This window comes from Mycobacterium pseudokansasii (assembly GCF_900566075.1).
Taxonomy (GTDB): domain Bacteria; phylum Actinomycetota; class Actinomycetes; order Mycobacteriales; family Mycobacteriaceae; genus Mycobacterium; species Mycobacterium pseudokansasii.
In genome coordinates this window covers 5141088-5159479 of sequence record NZ_UPHU01000001.1, presented here as the reverse complement: position 1 = coordinate 5159479, position 18392 = coordinate 5141088, and the positions used below count along the sequence as shown (strand labels likewise).

Sequence of the window (18392 nt, the reverse complement as noted above, 5' to 3'; positions counted from 1 at the left end):
CGTAAGCCCGGCCCCGCGCCGTTGTTTCCTGACCGCCCCAGCACCCATAGCACACCCCTTAGGGAGCGATGTTGACCTTGAGCGGTTCCTCGGGCAGAGATGAGGCGCACACCCAGGCCCGGCCGCAACCGCCTGGTATGTCGCCAGCGCGTCAAAACACACACCGTCGCAGCTGTGATGCCCGATGGCCACGACGACGAGGCCGGTTGCATCCTCACCGCAGGCGCCGGCGAGGAGCCGCTCTTGGCGGCCTACGGCGGCCCGATCCGCACCGGCGACAACATCGTCGTCGTCGCTCCAGCACTGGTACTGCGTGACAGCCTCCACGAGGTCGCCTATCGGCACGTATCGACACCGGCCGACGCCCACTGCTGTTCGTAAGCCATACCCGTCTCCTCACGTGGCGCGGCTAGCACATCCGCGATTGCTTCGCACCCTTCGAGTCTCACCTGTGGTCACCGCAGGACGTGGCGGTGAGTTGGTTGTATTTTGTCCGCCCAACAGTGCCCGACTGGCTTACAGGAATCTTTGGACAATCATGAAATGCGCCAGTCATCCAAGCCCTGCACTTAAGACTTGACGTTGTCGACGGCATCTGAATTTTGACCCCCTGGCGGCACTCGGGTTCAACCGGGGATTCGCGCGGTCGTCGCAATACCGGACGAATTTCATGGTCCCAGCTCGGATTCGAAGACCTCAGCCGGGGTACGCCAGCCGAGGATCTTCCGCGGGCGGGTGCTGAGCAGTTGGTGTCGTAGCCGCCCAACAGCCGGCCGGGCACGGGGCGTTGGTCAAACCAGCTCAGCGCCGCTGGCGGCTGGTCAACGCACCCCACCCGGCCGCCCTCGTCCGTGCTGGAGCCGAATTCAAGACGGCAAGCTCGTCGAACGACCCAAGGAATCAGGAGGTCAAGCTCGGGCCGCATAACACTCGGTTCACAGGTATTGACTATTGCTCGGTCAAACGCTCACTTCGCGACTATTCCGATGCCGTGATGCACTATGAGGGTTAGGTATGTCAGATCTGATTCAAAGCAGTCTATATGCCGCGTAAGGCCAGTTTTCGCATGCCGTTGACAATCCGGTCGGGAGCTGTGACGTGCGGATTTCATCGCTGCCGAATGATCGTCCAATTCCGACTACCTATGATTGACGGGGTTAAGCGACCTACTTGTCCAAGCTAATCTGCCCGCTCGCAGCAATTACCAGCGTGCGAGCAAAGGAAGACAGCCAACTTTAAATAGCGACTGGCGTGCACGCTTTTGTCCGCCAAACACTTCGCACCGCGACCGGCGAAAGGATGCACAAAATTTTTAACGGCGACCCACCACCGTCCGCAGACGATTACTTGGCCCCAGGCGACGAAGATCCCAACATGATACTTACCGACCTTCTTTGGGAGAGGGGTCCGGTGCTAAGTAATGTTGAACACGTTGGCACAGACCCGGAAACCGGTCAAGCCATGATAAGAGTAACCCTTTTCGATGGGTCCCAGGTCCAAAGCTCTAGTGCAAAGTTCAGAAATCTTCACGATCAATGGCAAGAAATCCAAAGATCTAGGTCCGTCGACCCCGCGAATGCCAACAATAACGATAGAAGTGAATCGACCAGTGACGTTGAACGTAGCGCGTCCGATGAAGAACCATTGGAACGTAAGACATCAGAGCAGCCGCATCGGGATTCAGACGGCACGGTTCGCAACGAGAATCCGAAGGAAGAAACTGAAGAATCTCAGCAGATGCGGGAAAGACTAGACCACGGAGAAGAACCTAAGGCAGAGTATACGTTCTCTGAAGAAACGCCGAAGAAAGAGTTTGAATCTGACAAAGAAGGGAGAGAAGAACCTGAAGAATATCAGGAACAGGCGGAAAGACTAGATAGGCAAGGCAATCCTGAGCCAACACCGGAAGATCGCGCAGGTGAATCAGAGCCGGACGACCTGGTAGATCGAGAAATTCGTGTGGCAGAAGACCCGGAACCGTCAGAAAACCAGGTCGATTACACGTTTAGCGAAGACGAACCTAATGTAGGGCCCAAGGGCGAGTTTGAACAGTTTGAGGTTGAGGATGGCGCGGAGAACTCGGAAAACTCGACACACGATCCGCTTCAGGGGGGTAAGGGGCGTTGGCCGGGTGGGTGGATTATTCAGGGGACGGTGGCGGTGTTGACGGGGTTGGCGTTGTTGGATGGGTTTGGTGATGAGAAGGGGAGGAAGTTTGCGGTTGGGGGGGAGCGGTTTGAGCACATTGCCCAGGAGTTAGCGAAGGCGGTTCCGGGGCAGGGTTGGCAGGGGGTGGCCTCGCAGGCGTATGCGGCTCGAATCGGTGATGTGCGCCGGGTGGTGGAGCAGATGGCTCAGGCCGATAAGGGGATGGCGCAGTTGGTGGATCGTCATGGTCGGCAGGTCGATATCACCCGTGAGGTGTTGGCGACGTTTGCGGCGTTTTTGGGTTTGGTGTGTCTACGGATTGCGCTGCTGTTGGAGGAGGCGGGTCAGTTTAAGGCCTCGCTGATTTTTCAGCTCAGTGTGTGCTCGCCGGCGCTGGCGGCGGGTGGGACAGCCCAAAGTGTGTTGATGGAGCATTCGAGGATGACTGCGGCCAAGATCCATGGCGCTATCGGCGGTTATCGGCGGGTTGAGTCGGTTCAGGCCGGTTCTGGGGTCGGTGGGGTGGGGCAGGTGGGGTCGGTTGGCGCTGGGGCCAGGCAGTGGGTGGTTGATGCTGACGGCGGGCCGCATCTGCAAGGCCCGGGCGCAGTGTCGGGGACGGCTCCCCTGGTGGGCGACGATGCGGCGGTGCCGGTGTCGTTGGTGGATCCAGCGGGCGGTGAGGGCACCCACCGCCCTGCCGGGGTGTTTGCTCAACGTGGATCGGTCCGCGCCGATGCCCCCACGCCCCATCCCCCGCTGAGCCCGTGGCCTGGCACGGCGCCCACGCCACACCTCACCGCCTCCCCACCGTCGGCACCGGCGGCGACACCGGCGGCGACACCGGCGGCGGCGGAAGGGTCCCCGCCGGATCCCGTTGGTGCTGGTGTGCAGGCCTACCCCGGAGCAACAGCCGGGTCGGCTCGCCCGCAGGCCGTGGGCGGCTCCCACCGCGGCGGGCGCCGCGGCGCTGGCGATCCTCGCCTGGCCCCGCCACCGGTGGGCAGCCCCATCAAACGCTCCGATTCCCCCGACCACGACGCCTACCAAGAGCAACAATCCGGAGCCGCCAGCGCCACAGCCGCAGCACCCCGGGTACCCCTGACCGCGACCGCCGCCACCCCTCCTGACGACACCCCACATCCCGGCTAACACCACCACCAGTTGGCGTCACCGTGGCTCTCAGCCGCCGCAGCGGCGACCCGACCAACCACCACCAAGAAGGAGTCAATCCATGACAAACCTTGAGGTCAACACCGCACACCTACAGCAACTCGCAGCACGAAACGATGATGTGGCACGCCAAATCGCAGCCGCGACCCGCAGCACCCACAACATCGGCCACGACGTTTGGCTGGGCCATGGCCCCAGCAGTGGATCCTCCAACAACGCTGTGGTCGCGGCTCAAGCTGCACGCCACGCCGCGGGTAAAGCGCTGCAGGCCGCCACCACCATCCTGGCCCGCAACCTCACCGCCGCCGCGACCGCCTACGACCACACCGACCACCACAACGCCGAGCACCTCCACCACCAACTGCCCTAACCACCTCCGCCCGCACGGCACCGATTCAACAAAACACCCAACCCCCTCCTGCGCCATCCCGGTGCCCGCGCACGCCCTCACCGCGATCCCAAACGTCATAGCAGAGCGGGGCCGTTGTCAGGGCTAAGCGCTGGCATGGCCACCTCTTGGGCCAGTTGCCCAGTTCCCGATCGGCGCTCTGCTCATCCTTCGGCGTGCCGCGATGACCATGACCACCATGACCAACCCGATCACCTGAGCTGGCGATAATGGCGACGACCGCGGCGAGCCTCATACCGGCCGCGACCGCCACACCCACAAAGCAGACTCGAAGCGTTTCAAGCCGTGACCCTGCGCGGCGCAGCCAGCCCCGTACTGTCGCCGCCGGTATCTGCAGGCCGGCGCCGATCCGGCGATGCCCCGCGCCGGTAGCGCGGGCGGTCACCACAGCCCAAATCCGTTCCGCCGCATAGGCTCTACGTAACAACACCGTCACCGGCAACAACACATGGGTGACCGCGCAGGATCGACAACGCCCACGCCGCGGCCGCAGCGGATCACCGATTCCATCGATCTGGCGGACACGGGCATACCCGCACTTACCCAACACACCATCACGGCACGTCGGGCATCCGATCCCCCCAACTGCCAACCGCGACTCGACGCGGACAGGATCAGCCTCTACCGTCACCATCAGTGCCTCCAAGCACTACAGCGCGGCACCCCGCAAGCCAGCCAAGACTTTGGCGGGGTGCCGCGCACCCATCAGTTCCTCGTCACACTGATGGTGCACACGAACCAGATCAACCCCGCCAGCACACCGGCCGCCGCATCGGCAACCTCAATGACGAATGCCTACCCAGTGGTCGTCATCCCAAGAGATGGCCAACAAACGGGTCACCCTGACCGTCGGACGCTGTGATGTGGGTATTTGATCGCTGCCCAGATTTGGCCTACGGCTTCTGTGGATAGCGCGATCGGGGCGCGATCTTGACTGCGAATGCAAGGTGCTGATGCTCGGCCTGCCTTGGCAGTGCACCGCACTTCGCCATCGGCATCGGTTCCCGAGGGGATCCGCGCCTTTGCCGCAATCGATGCGAAGCAATCAGGACCCCGGCTGTTCTGCCTCGATCGGCAATCACGCCTCTGGTCGGCGCCGAGCTATATATGCCGGCCGCCAATGTATCTAGCGCCCTGAATTAAAGAGCCATGTTCCGGAGCACAGCTCAATCGGCCGTCGGACGCCGAGCTGGGCGTCTCGAATGCGGTGTGCGGTACCGGGGTGGCGCCTGGCAACCGTGTGTCTGCAAAGGTTCCAGCTGCGTGTTTCATCGACGCCGAAAGATTCCTGAAAGCCTACCTGTCACCTTGGTGGGCAACGATCGCGGGAGCGGATTGCCGGCTCTCTCGGACCAAATTACCTTGGCCGCCACGCCGTCGAATGCGCGAAAGGACGCCCACCATGCTGGAAAACGAAGAAGGATACGAAAGCAACAATTCCAATTCCATAGGTAGCAGTGATCCTGAACAATACCGCGATGGTTGTACCGATCGCGATATTACTCAGGGCGCGCTTGACCAAGTGATCCAAGGTCGAATCGCCAGCCCTAATGCTCACTTGATAACGAATGTTGAAGCTCTTGGACAACCCAACGAACAGGGGCGCCACAGCTGGGGACGACGATGCAGTCGACGGGTTCGGCTGTGATTCACGTTTCAGCAACGCGCAGAGCGGCCTGGGGTGCTGGGGTCCGGGCGACGGCCGGGTGGTGGCGATCTTCTGGACGAAGATTATGTCCATGATGAGGGCGAATCCGATGCTTTTGCTTTCGGCGGCAGAGGATTTGGCGGGCATCGGCTCAGCGATCGGCGTTGCCAACTCGGCGGCCGCCGCTCCCACCATAGGGCTGGTGGCCGCCGCTGGAGATGAGGTATCAGCGGCCGTGGCGGCGTTGTTTTCCACGTACGCCAGGGAATACCAAGAATTAAGCACCCGAATTTCAGCGTTTCATGATGAATTTGTGCGGGCGCTGACTGCGGGCGCTGGGGCATATGCAGGCGCAGATGCTGGAAACGCTACACCGCTGAGCGGCTTGCTCAATCTGATCAATGCTCCTACGCAGACTCTATTGGCGCGCCCACTGATCGGTGATGGCGCCGACGGATTGCCGGGACAGCCAGGGGCACCTGGCGGGCTGCTTTACGGCAACGGCGGCAATGGTGGAGCCGGGCTACCTGGTATGGCGGGCGGCCACGGCGGCGCCGCCGGTCTGATCGGTAACGGTGGTGCTGGCGGAGCTGGTGGTGTCGGCGGCGCCGGCGGCAGCGGCGGGGCGGGCGGCTGGCTCTTCGGCAACGGCGGCAACGGTGGAGCCGGTGGAGTCGCCACTGTAGCTGGCGCCAACGGCGGTAACGGTGGCAATGGCGGAGCCGGTGGCTGGCTCTTCGGCAACGGCGGCGCCGGAGGTGCCGGTGGAGCCGGCGCCAACGGCGCCAATGGCGAGAATCCCACTCCGCTTGCCGCGACCGATCGTGCGACTGACGGCACTCCCGGGAACAACGGGACACCCAATGGCCAAAATGGCATCCCCGGCACCGATAGCACTACCGACACTCAGGCGGGCGGTACCGGCGGCGCGGGCGGAAACGGCAGCGGCGGCCCTGGTGGTGACGCTAAAGGCGGAGGCGGCGGTCACGGCGGCGACGGTTTCGGCGCAACCGCCGGCACCGACGGGGGTGTTGGGGGCACGGGCGGCGACGGTGAGGGCGGCGCGAACGCCGGAATGGGTGGTGGACGGGGAGAAGGCGGCACAGGGGGAAACGGTGGCGTCGGTGGAGGCGGTGCCCGTGGCGGCAACGGCGGTAACGGCGGATCTGGCACTGGCGGGGCTGGCGGCGGAACCGGCACCACCGCTGCCGGGCCGGGTGTCGGCGGGGCAGGCGGCGCCGGCGGCAACGGCGGCACCGGAGGCGGAAGCGGGGGCACCGGTGGCAACGGCGGCCACGGCAGCGTGGGCGCTCCCTCTGATTATTCGGGCGCTATCGGCGGCGCAGGTGGCCGCGGAGGCAACGGCGGCGCCGGCATCGCTGGTGGTAGCGGTGGCCACGGCGGCGCCGGGGGCGCGGGTGGCCGTGGCGGGCTGCTATTTGGAGTCGGCGGCGATGGTGGTCTGGGCGGGTCCGGCGCGTTCGGCGGTAACGGCGCTATGGGCGGTCAGGGCGGCACCGGCGGCATCGGCGGAAATGGCTCTAGCAGTGGCGAAGGAACCGTCGGTAAGGGCGGTTCTGGCGGTCAAGGCGGCGATGGCGGTCGTGGCGGCGCTGCCGGCAACGGCGGCAACGGCGGCATTGGCGGCGACGCCGGAGCCGGCGGGCTGTTCGGCCACGCGGGAAGTTCCGGCGCCGGCGGTCAGGGCGCAAACGCCGGGACCCCGGGAACCGGAGGTGATTTTGGCATCGGAGGCAAGGGCGGCAGCGGATTCGGGGGTTTCCTTTCCATCGACGGCATTGATGGAGCTGATGGCAACCCCGGCCAACTGGGCGCGACCGGCGTCAACGGCGTTAACGGCGCTCCGGGTCGACCCGCGTAGGCGGACGCCTCGCGGTGCCTAACGCCAGTGCGATAAGACCTGGCTACCGATGGCATGCTGCTTGTCGCGAAACGCACCATCGAAGCCACCGTCGCGCCCGCCGGAACAGACCGATCACTGCCCTGACGGCGATTGCCGCAGACGCTAGCCCAGTCCACGGCAAAGCCGGTTGTCACTGCCTTGGTGAGCCGCCCATGTGTTCGCTGATGGCGTCGCGGCTCGGTCACGAGGAACTGGGTGATTAATTTCAGCAGAACAATTGCTCAACGCCTGCTCGCCATTGCGGATTGCCTAGCCACAGCGCCCTTATCCGGCTAGCCCGCCGACTCGACCTCGACCTGATCACAGCACGCCCGACATCCGTTGACCAAACATTGTCGAATCCAACAGCGTGCCGCACTACACGCCCCACCACAATTGCATACTCGCACGACTCTAAAAGGGCACGTTGGATTCGATGGAAGGCTACGAATGCAGCATCTTCGCGGCTCCGAACTTCATGCACTCGGTCATGACTCGATCCTGCTCGGGTCGCCGATGAGTCGACGTGCTTCGTGCAGGTACGTGCGCTGACTACCGCTGCGAAAAGCGCATTTTATGAATCGCGAACATTTGCTTAAGGTCCGCTTCGCACAATCGGGTCTGCGTCACAACTGCACCCGGAAAGCCGTTGTGGCGACCCACGCGAAGAAACAAACCCGGATTTGATCGTGATCGACTGAAAAACGAAGTACCGATCTGAAGTACCGATCTGAGTTCCGCGCGCAGGCGCCCACGTTTTTCCGGTGTGGGGATGATGCTGCTGGTTTTGCTAATGCACCGGAGGATTCGAATGTCTTTGGTTATCCTGGCGCCGCAGATCATGGCGGCAGCGGCTTTGGATATGGCAATTATCGGTTCGACAATCAGCGAGGCCAACGCCGCCGCAGCGGTCCCGACGATGGGCTTGTTGGCGGCCGCCGAGGATGAGGTGTCGGCGGCGATCGCGGCGCTTTTCGATAGCTATGCCCGCGAATATCAGGCGCTGAGCGCCCAAATGTCGACGTTTCATGATCAGGTTGTGTGTGCTCTGACTGCGGGCGCGGCCTCGTATGCGAGTGCCGAGGCGGCCAATATGTTGCCGATGGAGGAATTGCTCAATCTGGTGAATGCGCCCACGCAATTGTTGTTGGGTCGCCCGCTGATCGGTGACGGCGCCGATGGCAACGCAGCGAACCCCAACGGGCAGGCCGGGGGATTGCTGTTCGGCAATGGCGGCAACGGGTACAACAGCAACAGCGCCAGGGTGGCCGGCGGCGCTGGCGGTAACGCCGGGTTGTGGGGCAACGGTGGCCTCGGCGGTTCCGGTGGGGCGGGCGCGGCCGGCGGACCCGGCGGTCACGGCGGGTTGCTGTATGGCGACGGCGCTGCCGGCGGCAACGGTGGGTCCGGTGTAGCAAGTGTTGCCAGCGGTACCAATGGCGGCAGCGGCGGGTCCGGCGGGTCGGCCGGGCTGTGGGGTAACGGCGGGCATGGCGGGGCGGGCGGCAACGGCACAGGCTCCACCGGCACCAGCGGGGCGGTCGGCGGTAGCGGCGGCGCTGGAGGTAGCGGCGGCAACGGCGGCTGGCTCTACGGCTCCGCCGGTGCCGGCGGGGAAGGCGGCAGCGGTGCCGCAGGTTTTAGCTCCGGCATTGGACTTGGCGGCGGGGGCGGCAGCGGCGGGGCCGGCGGAACGGGCGGGGCGGCCGGACTGTTCGGCACCGGGGGCGACGGCGGTTCTGGCGGCAGTGGCGGTGACGGCGCCGGCGGCAGCGGCGGTGGCGGAGCCGGCGGCAGCGGTGGCACAGGCGGTAGCGGCGGTAGCGGCGGATGGCTGAACGGCGCTGCCGGCGCAGGCGGCACCGGCGGGATCGGCGGCCATGGCAGCGGTAGTAACCTTGGCGAAGGCGTGGCCGGAGGGGCTGGGGGGGCCGGCGGGGCCGGCGGGGCCGGCGGGTCAGCCGGGCTCTTTGGTGCTGGTGGGAACGGCGGTGCCGCCGGGCATGGTGGGCATGGCGGAAGCGGCAGTGACGCCATTGTCAATGACGGGTTCGGGGGGGCCGGCAACAGCGGCGGCAACGGCGGGGCCGGCGGGGCCGGTGGGTCCGGCGGCCTTCTCTATGGCGTCGGCGGCATCGGCGGCGTCGGCGGCGTCGGCGGCGACGGGGGAAACGGCGGAAAGGGCGGCCCCGGGGGGTTGTCAGGCGTCGGCGGGCTCGGCGGCAACGGTGGCAGTGGCGGTATCGGCGGGTCCGCCTCCCTCATCGGGAACGGCGGGACCGGTGGGTCAGGCGGGGCCGGTGGGGCCGGCGGCACCGGCGTGTTCAGCACGAGTTTGAGCGGTTCGCGCGGGCTAGGCGGGCCGGGCGGCACAGCAGGGCGGCTGTCCGGCATGCCCGGGGCGAATGGCTAGCGACCAAAGGTCGCTAGCCGTGCTCTCGTACCGTCCATCGCTACTGACCTCAGCGCGTCGCGCCGACGCGCATCATGATGTGTGCCCCGAACAGATGATGCCCTGATGCGTACCACTTTCAACATCGACGACCACCTGCTCGCGCAGGCCGAGATTCTCGCTGTCGAGGCCTTTCTGAAGACCCAGGGCGTCCGGCGCTGCGACCGGGACATTTCATCGCCGCTGAACAATCACCCAAACCTGCCAACCATCCTGGATTGGGAGACCATTTTGGCCGGCTCGCCCATCGATAACACCCTTATGTGATCAGTACACACCGCACCTCTTGACAAGAGAATCTGAAGGCCACTGGATTCCTCGACACGCCTACGCGCCCAAGCCTCACACCGGCGAAAGGACTAGACCAAATGACGTTGTCAATGCGCGGTCGTGGTGATGGGCTGTGTTTCCGGTTATCGCGTGCGATTTTCGCTGGTGCGGGTATAGATGACGTTGGTGCGTCGCATCGCCTGGCCCGCCATGAACACAGTCCTGGTCACGTCTGGTACCGAAATCCCAAACAACAACGCAGTCAGCAACTCTTTGAACATGCGATCAGTAACCCGACGAATACGGCAGGCCGGATCGCCAACCGCTCCCAAGCGAACCAGCGTTCGGCTACACCCATCCCGCCTTACTCCACCCAACCCGGTCTCAGCGCATCCTAACAACACCAACAACCTGAACAACAACCCAAGGAGAACTTCTGTATGGGCAATTGGCGACCTTGGGATGGCAAACTTCCAGATGCAAGAAGGCAATTTGTCGACGATTCAGATTCAGATTTTGGATCTGAATCTGAATCAACGGTGACTCAATGGAGTTACATCAGCAGTAGTTCTGATGGCGGCAATGCAACTGCCATTGTTAATGTCGAAGCGATGGGCAGTCCGCATCCCGAAAACGGCTTGCAGTTCGTTAAAGTAACATTTAACGATGGAAGCACCGACATCCAGCAAAGCCAGGAATTTAATGACTTGCTGAACGATTGGAATGACGCGTCCGAAGGTAATGCTATTACTCAGCCGCCGAACAGCGATGTGACTTCGGCTGCACCTGTTGAATCAGAATCAGATGAGGAAGATAGCGAACTGCTAACTAGAGAAGAAGATGAGCGGCTAACTGCGGCGCAGGGTGGGAAAGAGGAAACGCAAGAATCTAGAGAAGCGTGGGCAAGGCAGCAAGAGAGCTTTGAAGAATCGAAAAAAAATGGCCAAAATCTGATACAGGAAGAATCGGAGGAATCAGAATCTGCGCCGGAGAATGTCGGCGATGAGATACGGCTGGCGGAGGAGAATCCTGACGTAGGGGAAAAGTCTGACTTAGAGTACGAGTTTTCGGAAGGGAAGGAGGTAGCTCCGGGGGAGCAATCTTCACCGGCGCTTGAGGAGCTGGATGTTGTTGATGGGCCTGGAGAAAAGGCTTTTCAGCTTTCTGAGAAGGGGTGGGGTAGGGGTCTGCTGGAGGCGTGGATTATTCAGGAGACGGTGGCGGTGTTGACGGTGATGACGTTGTTGGATGGGTTTGGTGATGAGAAGGGCAAGAAGTTCGCTGCGGGTGCGGCGCAGTTTGATCGGGTGGCGGAGGAGTTGGCCAAGGCGGTTGCGGGTCAGGGGTGGCAGGGTGTGGCCGCGCAGGCGTATGCGACCCGAAACAGTGAGGTGCACTGGGTGGCCCTGCAGATGGCCGATGCGGATAAGCGGATGCGGCGATTATTGGAGCGCCATGGTGAGCAAGTCACCGAAACGCGTGAAGTGTTGGGAACGTTTACCGCGTTTTTGGGCACGGTGTGCATGGCGGTTGCGGTTGGTTTAGCGAAGATGGGCCGGTATGAGGCCTCGCTGATTTTTCAGATCAGTGTCTGCTCGGCGGCGCTGGGGGCCTGTGGGGGAGCCCAGGGAAAATTGATCGCGCATTCGAAAAAGACGGCCGCCGGGGTGGATGGCGCGATCAGCAGCTATCAACGGCTGGCAGCGCAGCTGCGTTCTGGCGCGCGCGGGTTTGGGTTGCCCCACGGCGGGGATAAGGGGTGGGTCATCGATGCTGGGGGCGGGCCCAGTCGGCGCCGCGGTGGCGGGGCCAGCGACCGCGGCGCGCAGCTGGGCCAGGCCGCGGCGGTGCCCGGTTCGCTGGTGGCGCCTGTCGGCGATGCCCAGGCCCCGGCCGGGGCGCCCACTGATGCGCACGCTGCGCAAGCCCCGCTGTCAGCAGCCGCGCCGGCGCCGTCGGGCGCGCCGGCGCCGGCCGGCCACCGGATCGGGCAGCAACCCAGCAACCCGCCCATCGACGCGGGCGTCGACGGCGCGCCCACGCCATCCTCGGGTGGCGTCGTTGCTGCCCCGCTGTCATCGGGACTCGACGGTGACGGTGCACCCACCCCGGTAGGCCTGGGCGCAGCAGCGCGCCCAGCTGCCGCGGGGGCCCCCACCGCGTCGCTGCCGCGCCGTGGTGGTGATCAGCGCCGCACCCAACCCCCCCAGCCCCCCGCAGCCAAGGTTGGGGGCCCCCAAGACTCCACAGGCCCCAACCACGACACGCACGCGGCCCAAGGCGCACCCGGGGCACAGCGGGCACCCCTGAACACCCACGACACCACCACCACCACCGACACCGCCCGCACCCCACCCAGCACTGCCCACCCCACCCCACCACCCACCCACTAACACCCCACCCAGACCCGAAACGCCACAACCAGAGCCCGCAACCCCCGGAAAGGACCAGATCACCCATGACAGAACTGGTGGTCAATACCGCACACCTGCAGCAGCTGGCCGCTCAACACGACACCCTGGCCCGCGAGATCGCCGCCGCGACCCGAGTCACCCACGGTATCGGCCAGGACGTGTTGATACGCCACGGCGTCAGCAGCGGATTCTCCAACCACGCCGTGGCCCAGGCCCAAGTCGCCCGCCACGCCGCAGGCACCGCGCTGCACACCGCGGTCAGCGACCTGGCCGACAACCTCAACACCGCCGCAACCGCCTACGACACCACCGACCACCACAAAGCTCACCACCTCAACCATCAACTGCACTGACCACTGTTGACCGGCCTCAGGATGAGCGTGATGGCGGCGTTGACGGGTCGACTCGTGTTGCATCGGCTCCCGAGCCAACCGGGCGTCAATAGCCGCCCACCTGAGACCGCCACCACCGTCTCTGCCAGCCACACTCTGGGCACCAAGAAACGGCGCGCGATCGCCGCCGCCAGCGTGACAATCGCGCTCACCGCGCCGGCGAATGCCCTGCCGCGCCGCATCGGGCATCACCGGATCAGGCGCCACAGCGGCCAGCCACATGGTTAATACCGAGCGCCCTGCCCCCGCCCGTCCGGCGAAGCGGCGCAGCCAACCCCGCGCGGTCTCGGCTGGGCGAGCCACCTCCACGCCGATGCGGCGAAACCCCGCCCCGGCCTTTGCCGCCTACGCGACGGGGCCACCGCCCCCGCGTCGGCACGAGGCAGCAGGCTGCTCACCGGCATCAACAATATGCGTCACCCGCATCCGGTGCACCGCGACCGGCGAGGAGACAACTCCACCGGCCCGTGCGAGCTACACAACTGCCGCATCGCGGCGCCCCCAACCAGCCCCCGCCCTACACGACGTGCAGTTCAGCTCATCGCCGCCAACCGGCGCTCGACCTGAAAGACACTGCTTCTACGCTGACTGCTCTTACGGTGACCACGGCGCCTCCGAGCGGACGCGAACGGCCCTCCCGTGGCGCTCGGCCAAGTGACGACGGAGCGCTGTCGCCTACCAATGACTTGAACACCGTGCCGCCCCGGCACCACACACAAAGCCGGGCACGACTGGATTCCATACGCTGTTCACCGTCAGCGCCGGAACCCTGCCCTACCCCCAGGACGTACCCGAATGCCCGCCAACATGGTGATGGCAAACCAGTCGTCACTTCCTCGTCGCGAATGACACTAGTTACTTCGACCTGAAAAAGTGACCGGGCGGCCTGTCGGCCTTCGGCGGTGAGGAGCGGATCCCGATTTTCGGGAGCATGGAGAGCACCCGTTGACCGGTCATGCGGCGAGGGCGCTGATCTTGACCAGGTTGTGGGCGAAGACGCCGTGTCCGGTCTAGATTCGGGTGCCTGTGGTGGTATCGATGCGGGCGCGGTCCCAGCCGTAGCCGCGTTTGAGGTGGCTGATTCGTCCTTCGCTGCCGGTTCGCCATTTGACGGTGCGGCGGAATGCTTTTCGGTGTTCTTCGGCGCGTCGGGCCTGAGAGGTTTTGCCTTTGCGTGGGATCACCACGTTGGTGACACCGAGGTCGGTGAGCTGCTTGTCGACCCCGGCTTCGCGGTAGCCGCGGTCGGCGGTGACGGTGCGCGGCGTGCGCCCGGCGCGCTTGGTCACCCGTTTGACCGCCGGAGCCAGTTGCGGCGCATCGGGCGGATTGCCCTGCTCCACAGTGTGATCCAGCACGATCCCGTCGTCGTTGTCGACGACCTGGCCCTTGTGCCCGAACTCCACCGGCTTTCCCAGGCGTCCTTTGCGGATCGGGCGGGCATCGGGGTCGTGCAGGCTGACCCGCCGGGTCGCGCCGTCGGGGGTGATCCCGGCGACCCGTTGCCGGGTCTGCGCGACGATCTGGCGGGTCGCGGCCAGCAGGTGGGTGAGGTCGTTGACCGCGCGGGCCAGTCGCCCGCGCCGCCGCCCCGCCGCCGCATCGCGGATGCCGCGTTCGCGCAGCTCGTCGGCCTTCGCCTGCGCGCGGCGCAGTGCCCGTTTGGCGTTGGCAAGCACCCGCTGGGCCTCGTCTGCGGCGGTGGCGGCCAGCTCGGCGAGCTCACCGGTGACGCGCATGACGGCGGCCTTGGCGTCGTCACGACCGGCCGCCGACCGCAGCCGCAGTTTCGCCCCGATCGCATGCGCGCGTTTACCCGCCGCACGCGAGCGGTCTCGGATCTTGGTGCGCGTCGCGCCGCCGGCGGCCTGAATCCGCTTGGCCGCCGCGCCGATGCGACGCACCGCCTTGCCCAGCAGGCCCGAATCGGTCGGATAGGCCACGTTCGCCGGCACCACCGTGGTATCCACCCGGATCCGGTTGGTGCGCAGCAGCTTCGCCTGCGCCGCCTTGGCCAGCAGCGCCTCGTTCAGCCCATCGATGGCCGTCGGCCCGCACCGGGTAGTCAGCTTCATCAACGTGGTCGGATGCGGCACCGACCCGTCCAGTGGAATCCGGCAGAATCGCCGCCAGGTGATCGAATCGGTGACCTCCCGACACAGCGACTCATAGCCCAGCCGATAGTGAAACTTCAAGAACATCAACCGCAAATAGGTCTCCATCGGTGTCGACGGCCGACCCAGAGGATGTCCCGAGTTCCGTGGAACTTCGGTGGCGGTCCGGTGAGCATCAGGCTGCGCTCACCACGTCATTGTGCACGATGGGTGCGACAGGTTCGGCGAATTCCCGCTCGAGTGCGGCGCGCAGCGCCGGTAGGTGCAGGTGGCCGTTGACGCGGCGGAACTGCTTGCCGGCCTCGACCATGCCGGCCGCACACCAGCGCAGCGCCATCTTGCCGTCACGCCAGCGCTTGACGTTGCCGGCGTGTTCACGACACACCGAGATCATCGACTCGATGGTGTTGGTCGAGCGCACGGTGCGGGCCAGGGCGGGTGGCACACCCAGGCGCAGCACGGTCAGCGTCTCCTCGAGCCCTTCGCGCAGGGACGCGGCCGCGCCGGGGTGGGTGCGGTCCAACTCGGTGGCCAACGCCTGCAGCGCGGCCTGGGCCTCCAACGCCGACTCGGCGTGGTGGGCATCGGTCATCCTACGGCCTACAATGGACCGAAGTCGTTGCGGCAGATGATCTTTGACATTCCTGACCTTGTGGATTTGGCAGCGTTGGATCACCGGGCGCTCGAGCACGTCGACCACGGCTTTGCGCAGCGCTTTGGATCCGTCGATGCCGACCAGTATCGGGCGGGCCACATTCAGGCCGCGGTCCCGCAGGCCCACCAGCAGGTCGCTCACCAGGGTCGCGTTCTCGGTGGAGCCCTCCACCACCGCCAACGGGTGCTTGACGCCGTCGATGTCGATGCCCAACGCGACCACGCAGCACGACTCGGCGAAATGCACGCCGTCGACCATCAGCGCCACCACATCCAGCCCGGACAGGTCCTTGGCCAGCAGCTCGGCCAGCGCGGTTTCGGTCATCGCCACGAACTTCCGCGATACCGCAGACTTGCTTGTGGCAGAGGCAGTTTCATTCACCTGCTGACCGACGGGCTCAAGCCCAACCGGGTAACGCCGGGTGGACAGCCCAGCCAGCATCTTCTCCATCGCCATCCGTCCCAGGATCTCGGTGGACGAAAACAGCTCATAGGAGGCCACCGGCAGCTCGCCGGACCCGTCGACGGCACGCACCCGCGGACGGCTGACCGGCACGCGTCGCCCACCAAGGGTCACCGAGCCGTTCTCATGGCCGTGTCGCACCGCGGTGCGTGCCGGATCGTGTTTGCCTTTCGGCCCGGCAGCTGCGGTCACGTCGGACTCCATCAGAATCTGCATCACCTGCAGCCCCGCTCCGATGGCCAGCGCCAGCAACCCCTCGGACATGTTTCCGGCGATCTCGGCCATCGCCACACTGACGTGCTCTGGAATCGCGACCATCGTCGCGTCTTCGGCCCTGTCCTGACTACTGTTCTTCATTGGTGGTCCCCTTCTCGATGGTGTTCTTGGCGAAACGCCCGACACCTACCACACGGCAGGTCACGAGCGGGGGACCGCCACCTCAATTTCTACGAGACCCGGGACAACCTCGCCGACCCATCCGCGGATCGAAGAACGCCACGAACGGGGCGAAGAACGCCGCATCGTCCAACAGCGCGTCCACCCGCGCCAACTCTTCGGGCAGCCGCAGCAGCTCTTCCGGCAGCATCGACTCCCACAACGAGCATTGATCGCCTACAGTACGAAACACGATGGCCTCAATCCCTTCCGTAACAAGGGCTTGAGGCCATCCTTCCAGCTCAGCGTCATCCGACCGCGGATCAACGCGCCGACTTTTTCAGGTCGAAGTAGCTTAGCCTGAATCCACCGATGTACTTGGTGTGACGGTTTGCGACCGGATTGAGTTGAGGCCGCTGGGTGGTGGCGCGTTTGAGCTGCTGGCCTCTTCTGCCAGCTTGTCCAGTTGGGATTGGCCCCTGAAGTAGGGCGGTTTGGTCAGGGCGGGCGGTGACGGAGCGCGGTTTTCTTTCAGGCGGCCAGCGCTGGTGGTCCGCGGTGGGTGGCGTGAAAGGCGTTGAGCCAGTGTTGTTCCCAGGGCCAGTCGCGGGGTAGGTGCCAGGTGATCGTGTCACGTCCGGCGCGGGCGGGGCGGGCGGCGACGTTAATCAGTTGGGTGCGGATGGTGGCACCGCGGGCCAGGGCGTGTTCGGGTGAGGCCAACACACCCAGGGCGCGGGTGAGCGCGTGGGCGGTGGCGGCCAGGGCCAGCCAGGCGGCATTGGCATTGAACTTGCCCGAAGGTAGATGGGCGAGTGGCCCGGCGAACAGGTCGGCGAAGACCTGTTCGATGATGGCGTGGGCGCGGTGTTGGGATTCGGCCTGCACGAGTTGAAACGGGCTGTTGGTGAATACCGCGTGATAGCGGTGGGCGGCAAACAGCTCGCCCTGGCCGTGGCCGGCGGGGCTTTTGGCCAGATCGCGCACCCGGCGCACGATCAACCGCCCCTCGGTGGCATGCGCTGGGGTGGAGGTGAACGCGGTGTAGGGGACTTCGGCGATCTCGGCGTCGGAGATCCATTGCCCGGCCTGCTCGTCGAACACCGCGTTGGGATAGGCGATGGCGGTCCAGGCGTCCTCGTCGATGGCGGCGATGGCACGGCGGATCTTGGGATCCATGCGCACGGTGACCGAAAAATGTGCCCCATTGCGGCGGCAGGCGGCCACGAACGCCCCGTTGTAGAAGGCCGAGTCGACGCGCACCACGATCAGCCCGGTAATCCCGGCGGCGCGGGCAGTGCTGATCGCCTCGGCCACTAGCGATGCCGCCCCGCGTGCGGAGGCGGCGTTGCCGCCGCGCAGCCGGGTGGTGGTGATCACCGGGGCGGCGATCGGGGTACTCACGGTGGCGATCAGCGCGTTAAGCCCGCGCACCGTCAGCGATTTGGACGCGATCTTGGCATGCCCGAACGCCGCGCCCTGCTTGTCCGGCCCGAATACCCGCTTCTGCGTCGAGTCGACATCGATGAATGCCAGCTGATCGGCGCCGGGCAGCAGCGGGGTGCGCGCGGCCAGCTCGGCCAGCACCATGCGGTGCGCCGCTCCTAGTTGACGCACGTGGCCGTGGGTGAACGCGCGCAGAAACGACCCCAGCGTGGAAGGGGCGCGGATCCCGCCGAAGGTGTCCGGCAGCGCGCCGTGGCGCAACAGGTCCATGCCGTCGATATCGTCGGCGCCGGCGATCATCCCCGCGATCAGCGAGCCGACCTTCACACCTGCGTTGGCGCCCACCTCGGCGTTGAGCCGAACATGCTGGGCGACAAGCTCTTCCAGCCCCACCAGCTGGGCCAGCCGCATCACCGGCACCAGCCCGGCATGCGACACGAGATTCGGGTCATCGAAGCTGGCGTGCGTCTTGGCCGCGGCATGTAACAATTGCACTTACGAGGTGCCCTTTCCTCGGGACGGATTGAAGCT

12 protein-coding genes and 2 pseudogenes are annotated in these 18392 nt (G+C 65.2%); 9 read left to right on the top strand and 5 right to left on the bottom strand.

The genetic code is table 11. The features are described from left to right. Nucleotides 1-174 precede the first annotated feature (174 nt). The 4 genes from EET10_RS23075 (at nt 175) to EET10_RS29750 (ending at nt 4592) form a co-directional block, all read left to right on the top strand. Entirely contained in the window at nt 175-381 is a 207-nt protein-coding gene (locus tag EET10_RS23075) for a hypothetical protein (RefSeq protein ID WP_136623014.1), read from the top strand. A gap of 1080 nt (nt 382-1461) precedes the next feature. Beyond that, nucleotides 1462-3300, top strand: coding sequence for an EspA/EspE family type VII secretion system effector (locus tag EET10_RS23070; protein ID WP_136624757.1), 1839 nt, complete (start codon nt 1462-1464; stop codon nt 3298-3300). A gap of 82 nt (nt 3301-3382) precedes the next feature. Beyond that, entirely contained in the window at nt 3383-3691 is a 309-nt protein-coding gene (locus EET10_RS23065) for a type VII secretion target (RefSeq protein WP_036405216.1), read from the top strand. A gap of 487 nt (nt 3692-4178) precedes the next feature. Continuing rightward, nucleotides 4179-4592 (top strand): hypothetical protein, encoded by a 414-nt coding sequence (locus EET10_RS29750; RefSeq protein ID WP_167480212.1) that lies wholly within the window; start codon nt 4179-4181, stop codon nt 4590-4592. A 495-nt stretch (nt 4593-5087) separates the two neighbouring features. On the opposite strand, the gene EET10_RS31165 is transcribed toward EET10_RS29750, so the two are convergent. Beyond that, on the bottom strand, nt 5088-5633 hold the full coding sequence (locus EET10_RS31165; protein ID WP_244602066.1) for a hypothetical protein: 546 nt from the start codon (nt 5631-5633) through the stop codon (nt 5088-5090). Between EET10_RS31165 and EET10_RS23055 the strand changes: the two genes are divergently transcribed. The 5 genes from EET10_RS23055 (at nt 5515) to EET10_RS23035 (ending at nt 12770) form a co-directional block, all read left to right on the top strand. Further along, on the top strand, nt 5515-7260 hold the full coding sequence (locus EET10_RS23055; RefSeq protein ID WP_244603535.1) for a PE family protein: 1746 nt from the start codon (nt 5515-5517) through the stop codon (nt 7258-7260). The two genes, EET10_RS31165 and EET10_RS23055, sit on opposite strands and share 119 nt — an antisense overlap. Nucleotides 7261-8092: 832 nt before the next feature. Beyond that, nucleotides 8093-9694: a PE family protein gene (locus tag EET10_RS23050; RefSeq protein ID WP_122502530.1), complete on the top strand. Its 1602-nt coding sequence runs from the start codon at nt 8093-8095 to the stop codon at nt 9692-9694. 105 nt (nt 9695-9799) lie between these two features. Further along, the gene (locus EET10_RS23045; RefSeq protein ID WP_036402142.1) at nt 9800-10000 is read left to right on the top strand and encodes a DUF2191 domain-containing protein; all 201 of its coding nucleotides are present in this window, start codon (nt 9800-9802) and stop codon (nt 9998-10000) included. A gap of 443 nt (nt 10001-10443) precedes the next feature. Further along, a complete protein-coding gene (locus EET10_RS29305) occupies nt 10444-12396 on the top strand; it encodes an EspA/EspE family type VII secretion system effector (protein ID WP_136624756.1) in 1953 nt (650 codons plus the stop codon). Between the two features lie 65 nt (nt 12397-12461). After that, nucleotides 12462-12770 (top strand): ESX-1 secretion-associated protein, encoded by a 309-nt coding sequence (locus EET10_RS23035; protein WP_099318673.1) that lies wholly within the window; start codon nt 12462-12464, stop codon nt 12768-12770. 1049 nt (nt 12771-13819) lie between these two features. Here EET10_RS23035 and EET10_RS23025 read toward each other — a convergent pair. From EET10_RS23025 to EET10_RS23010, 4 genes and pseudogenes are all read right to left on the bottom strand, one after another. Further along, a pseudogene (locus EET10_RS23025) lies at nt 13820-15052 on the bottom strand (ISNCY family transposase); the annotation flags it as partial. Between the two features lie 46 nt (nt 15053-15098). Then, nucleotides 15099-16397 (bottom strand): IS256 family transposase, encoded by a 1299-nt coding sequence (locus EET10_RS23020; protein WP_036402127.1) that lies wholly within the window; start codon nt 16395-16397, stop codon nt 15099-15101. Between the two features lie 100 nt (nt 16398-16497). Beyond that, nucleotides 16498-16668, bottom strand: a pseudogene (locus EET10_RS23015) (ISNCY family transposase); the annotation flags it as partial. A gap of 278 nt (nt 16669-16946) precedes the next feature. Next, nucleotides 16947-18356: an IS1380 family transposase gene (locus EET10_RS23010; RefSeq protein ID WP_036402124.1), complete on the bottom strand. Its 1410-nt coding sequence runs from the start codon at nt 18354-18356 to the stop codon at nt 16947-16949. Between the last annotated feature and the right edge of the window lie 36 nt (nt 18357-18392).

Coding starts and splice junctions, on each gene's coding strand:
- EET10_RS23070 (WP_136624757.1), top strand. CDS start 1,462: ATGATAAGAGTAACCCTTTTCGATGGGTCCCAGGTCCAAAGCTCTAGT.
- EET10_RS29750 (WP_167480212.1), top strand. CDS start 4,179: ATGGGTGACCGCGCAGGATCGACAACGCCCACGCCGCGGCCGCAGCGG.
- EET10_RS29305 (WP_136624756.1), top strand. CDS start 10,444: ATGGGCAATTGGCGACCTTGGGATGGCAAACTTCCAGATGCAAGAAGG.
- EET10_RS23045 (WP_036402142.1), top strand. CDS start 9,800: ATGCGTACCACTTTCAACATCGACGACCACCTGCTCGCGCAGGCCGAG.
- EET10_RS23035 (WP_099318673.1), top strand. CDS start 12,462: ATGACAGAACTGGTGGTCAATACCGCACACCTGCAGCAGCTGGCCGCT.
- EET10_RS23020 (WP_036402127.1), bottom strand. CDS start 16,397: ATGAAGAACAGTAGTCAGGACAGGGCCGAAGACGCGACGATGGTCGCG.
- EET10_RS23065 (WP_036405216.1), top strand. CDS start 3,383: ATGACAAACCTTGAGGTCAACACCGCACACCTACAGCAACTCGCAGCA.
- EET10_RS23050 (WP_122502530.1), top strand. CDS start 8,093: ATGTCTTTGGTTATCCTGGCGCCGCAGATCATGGCGGCAGCGGCTTTG.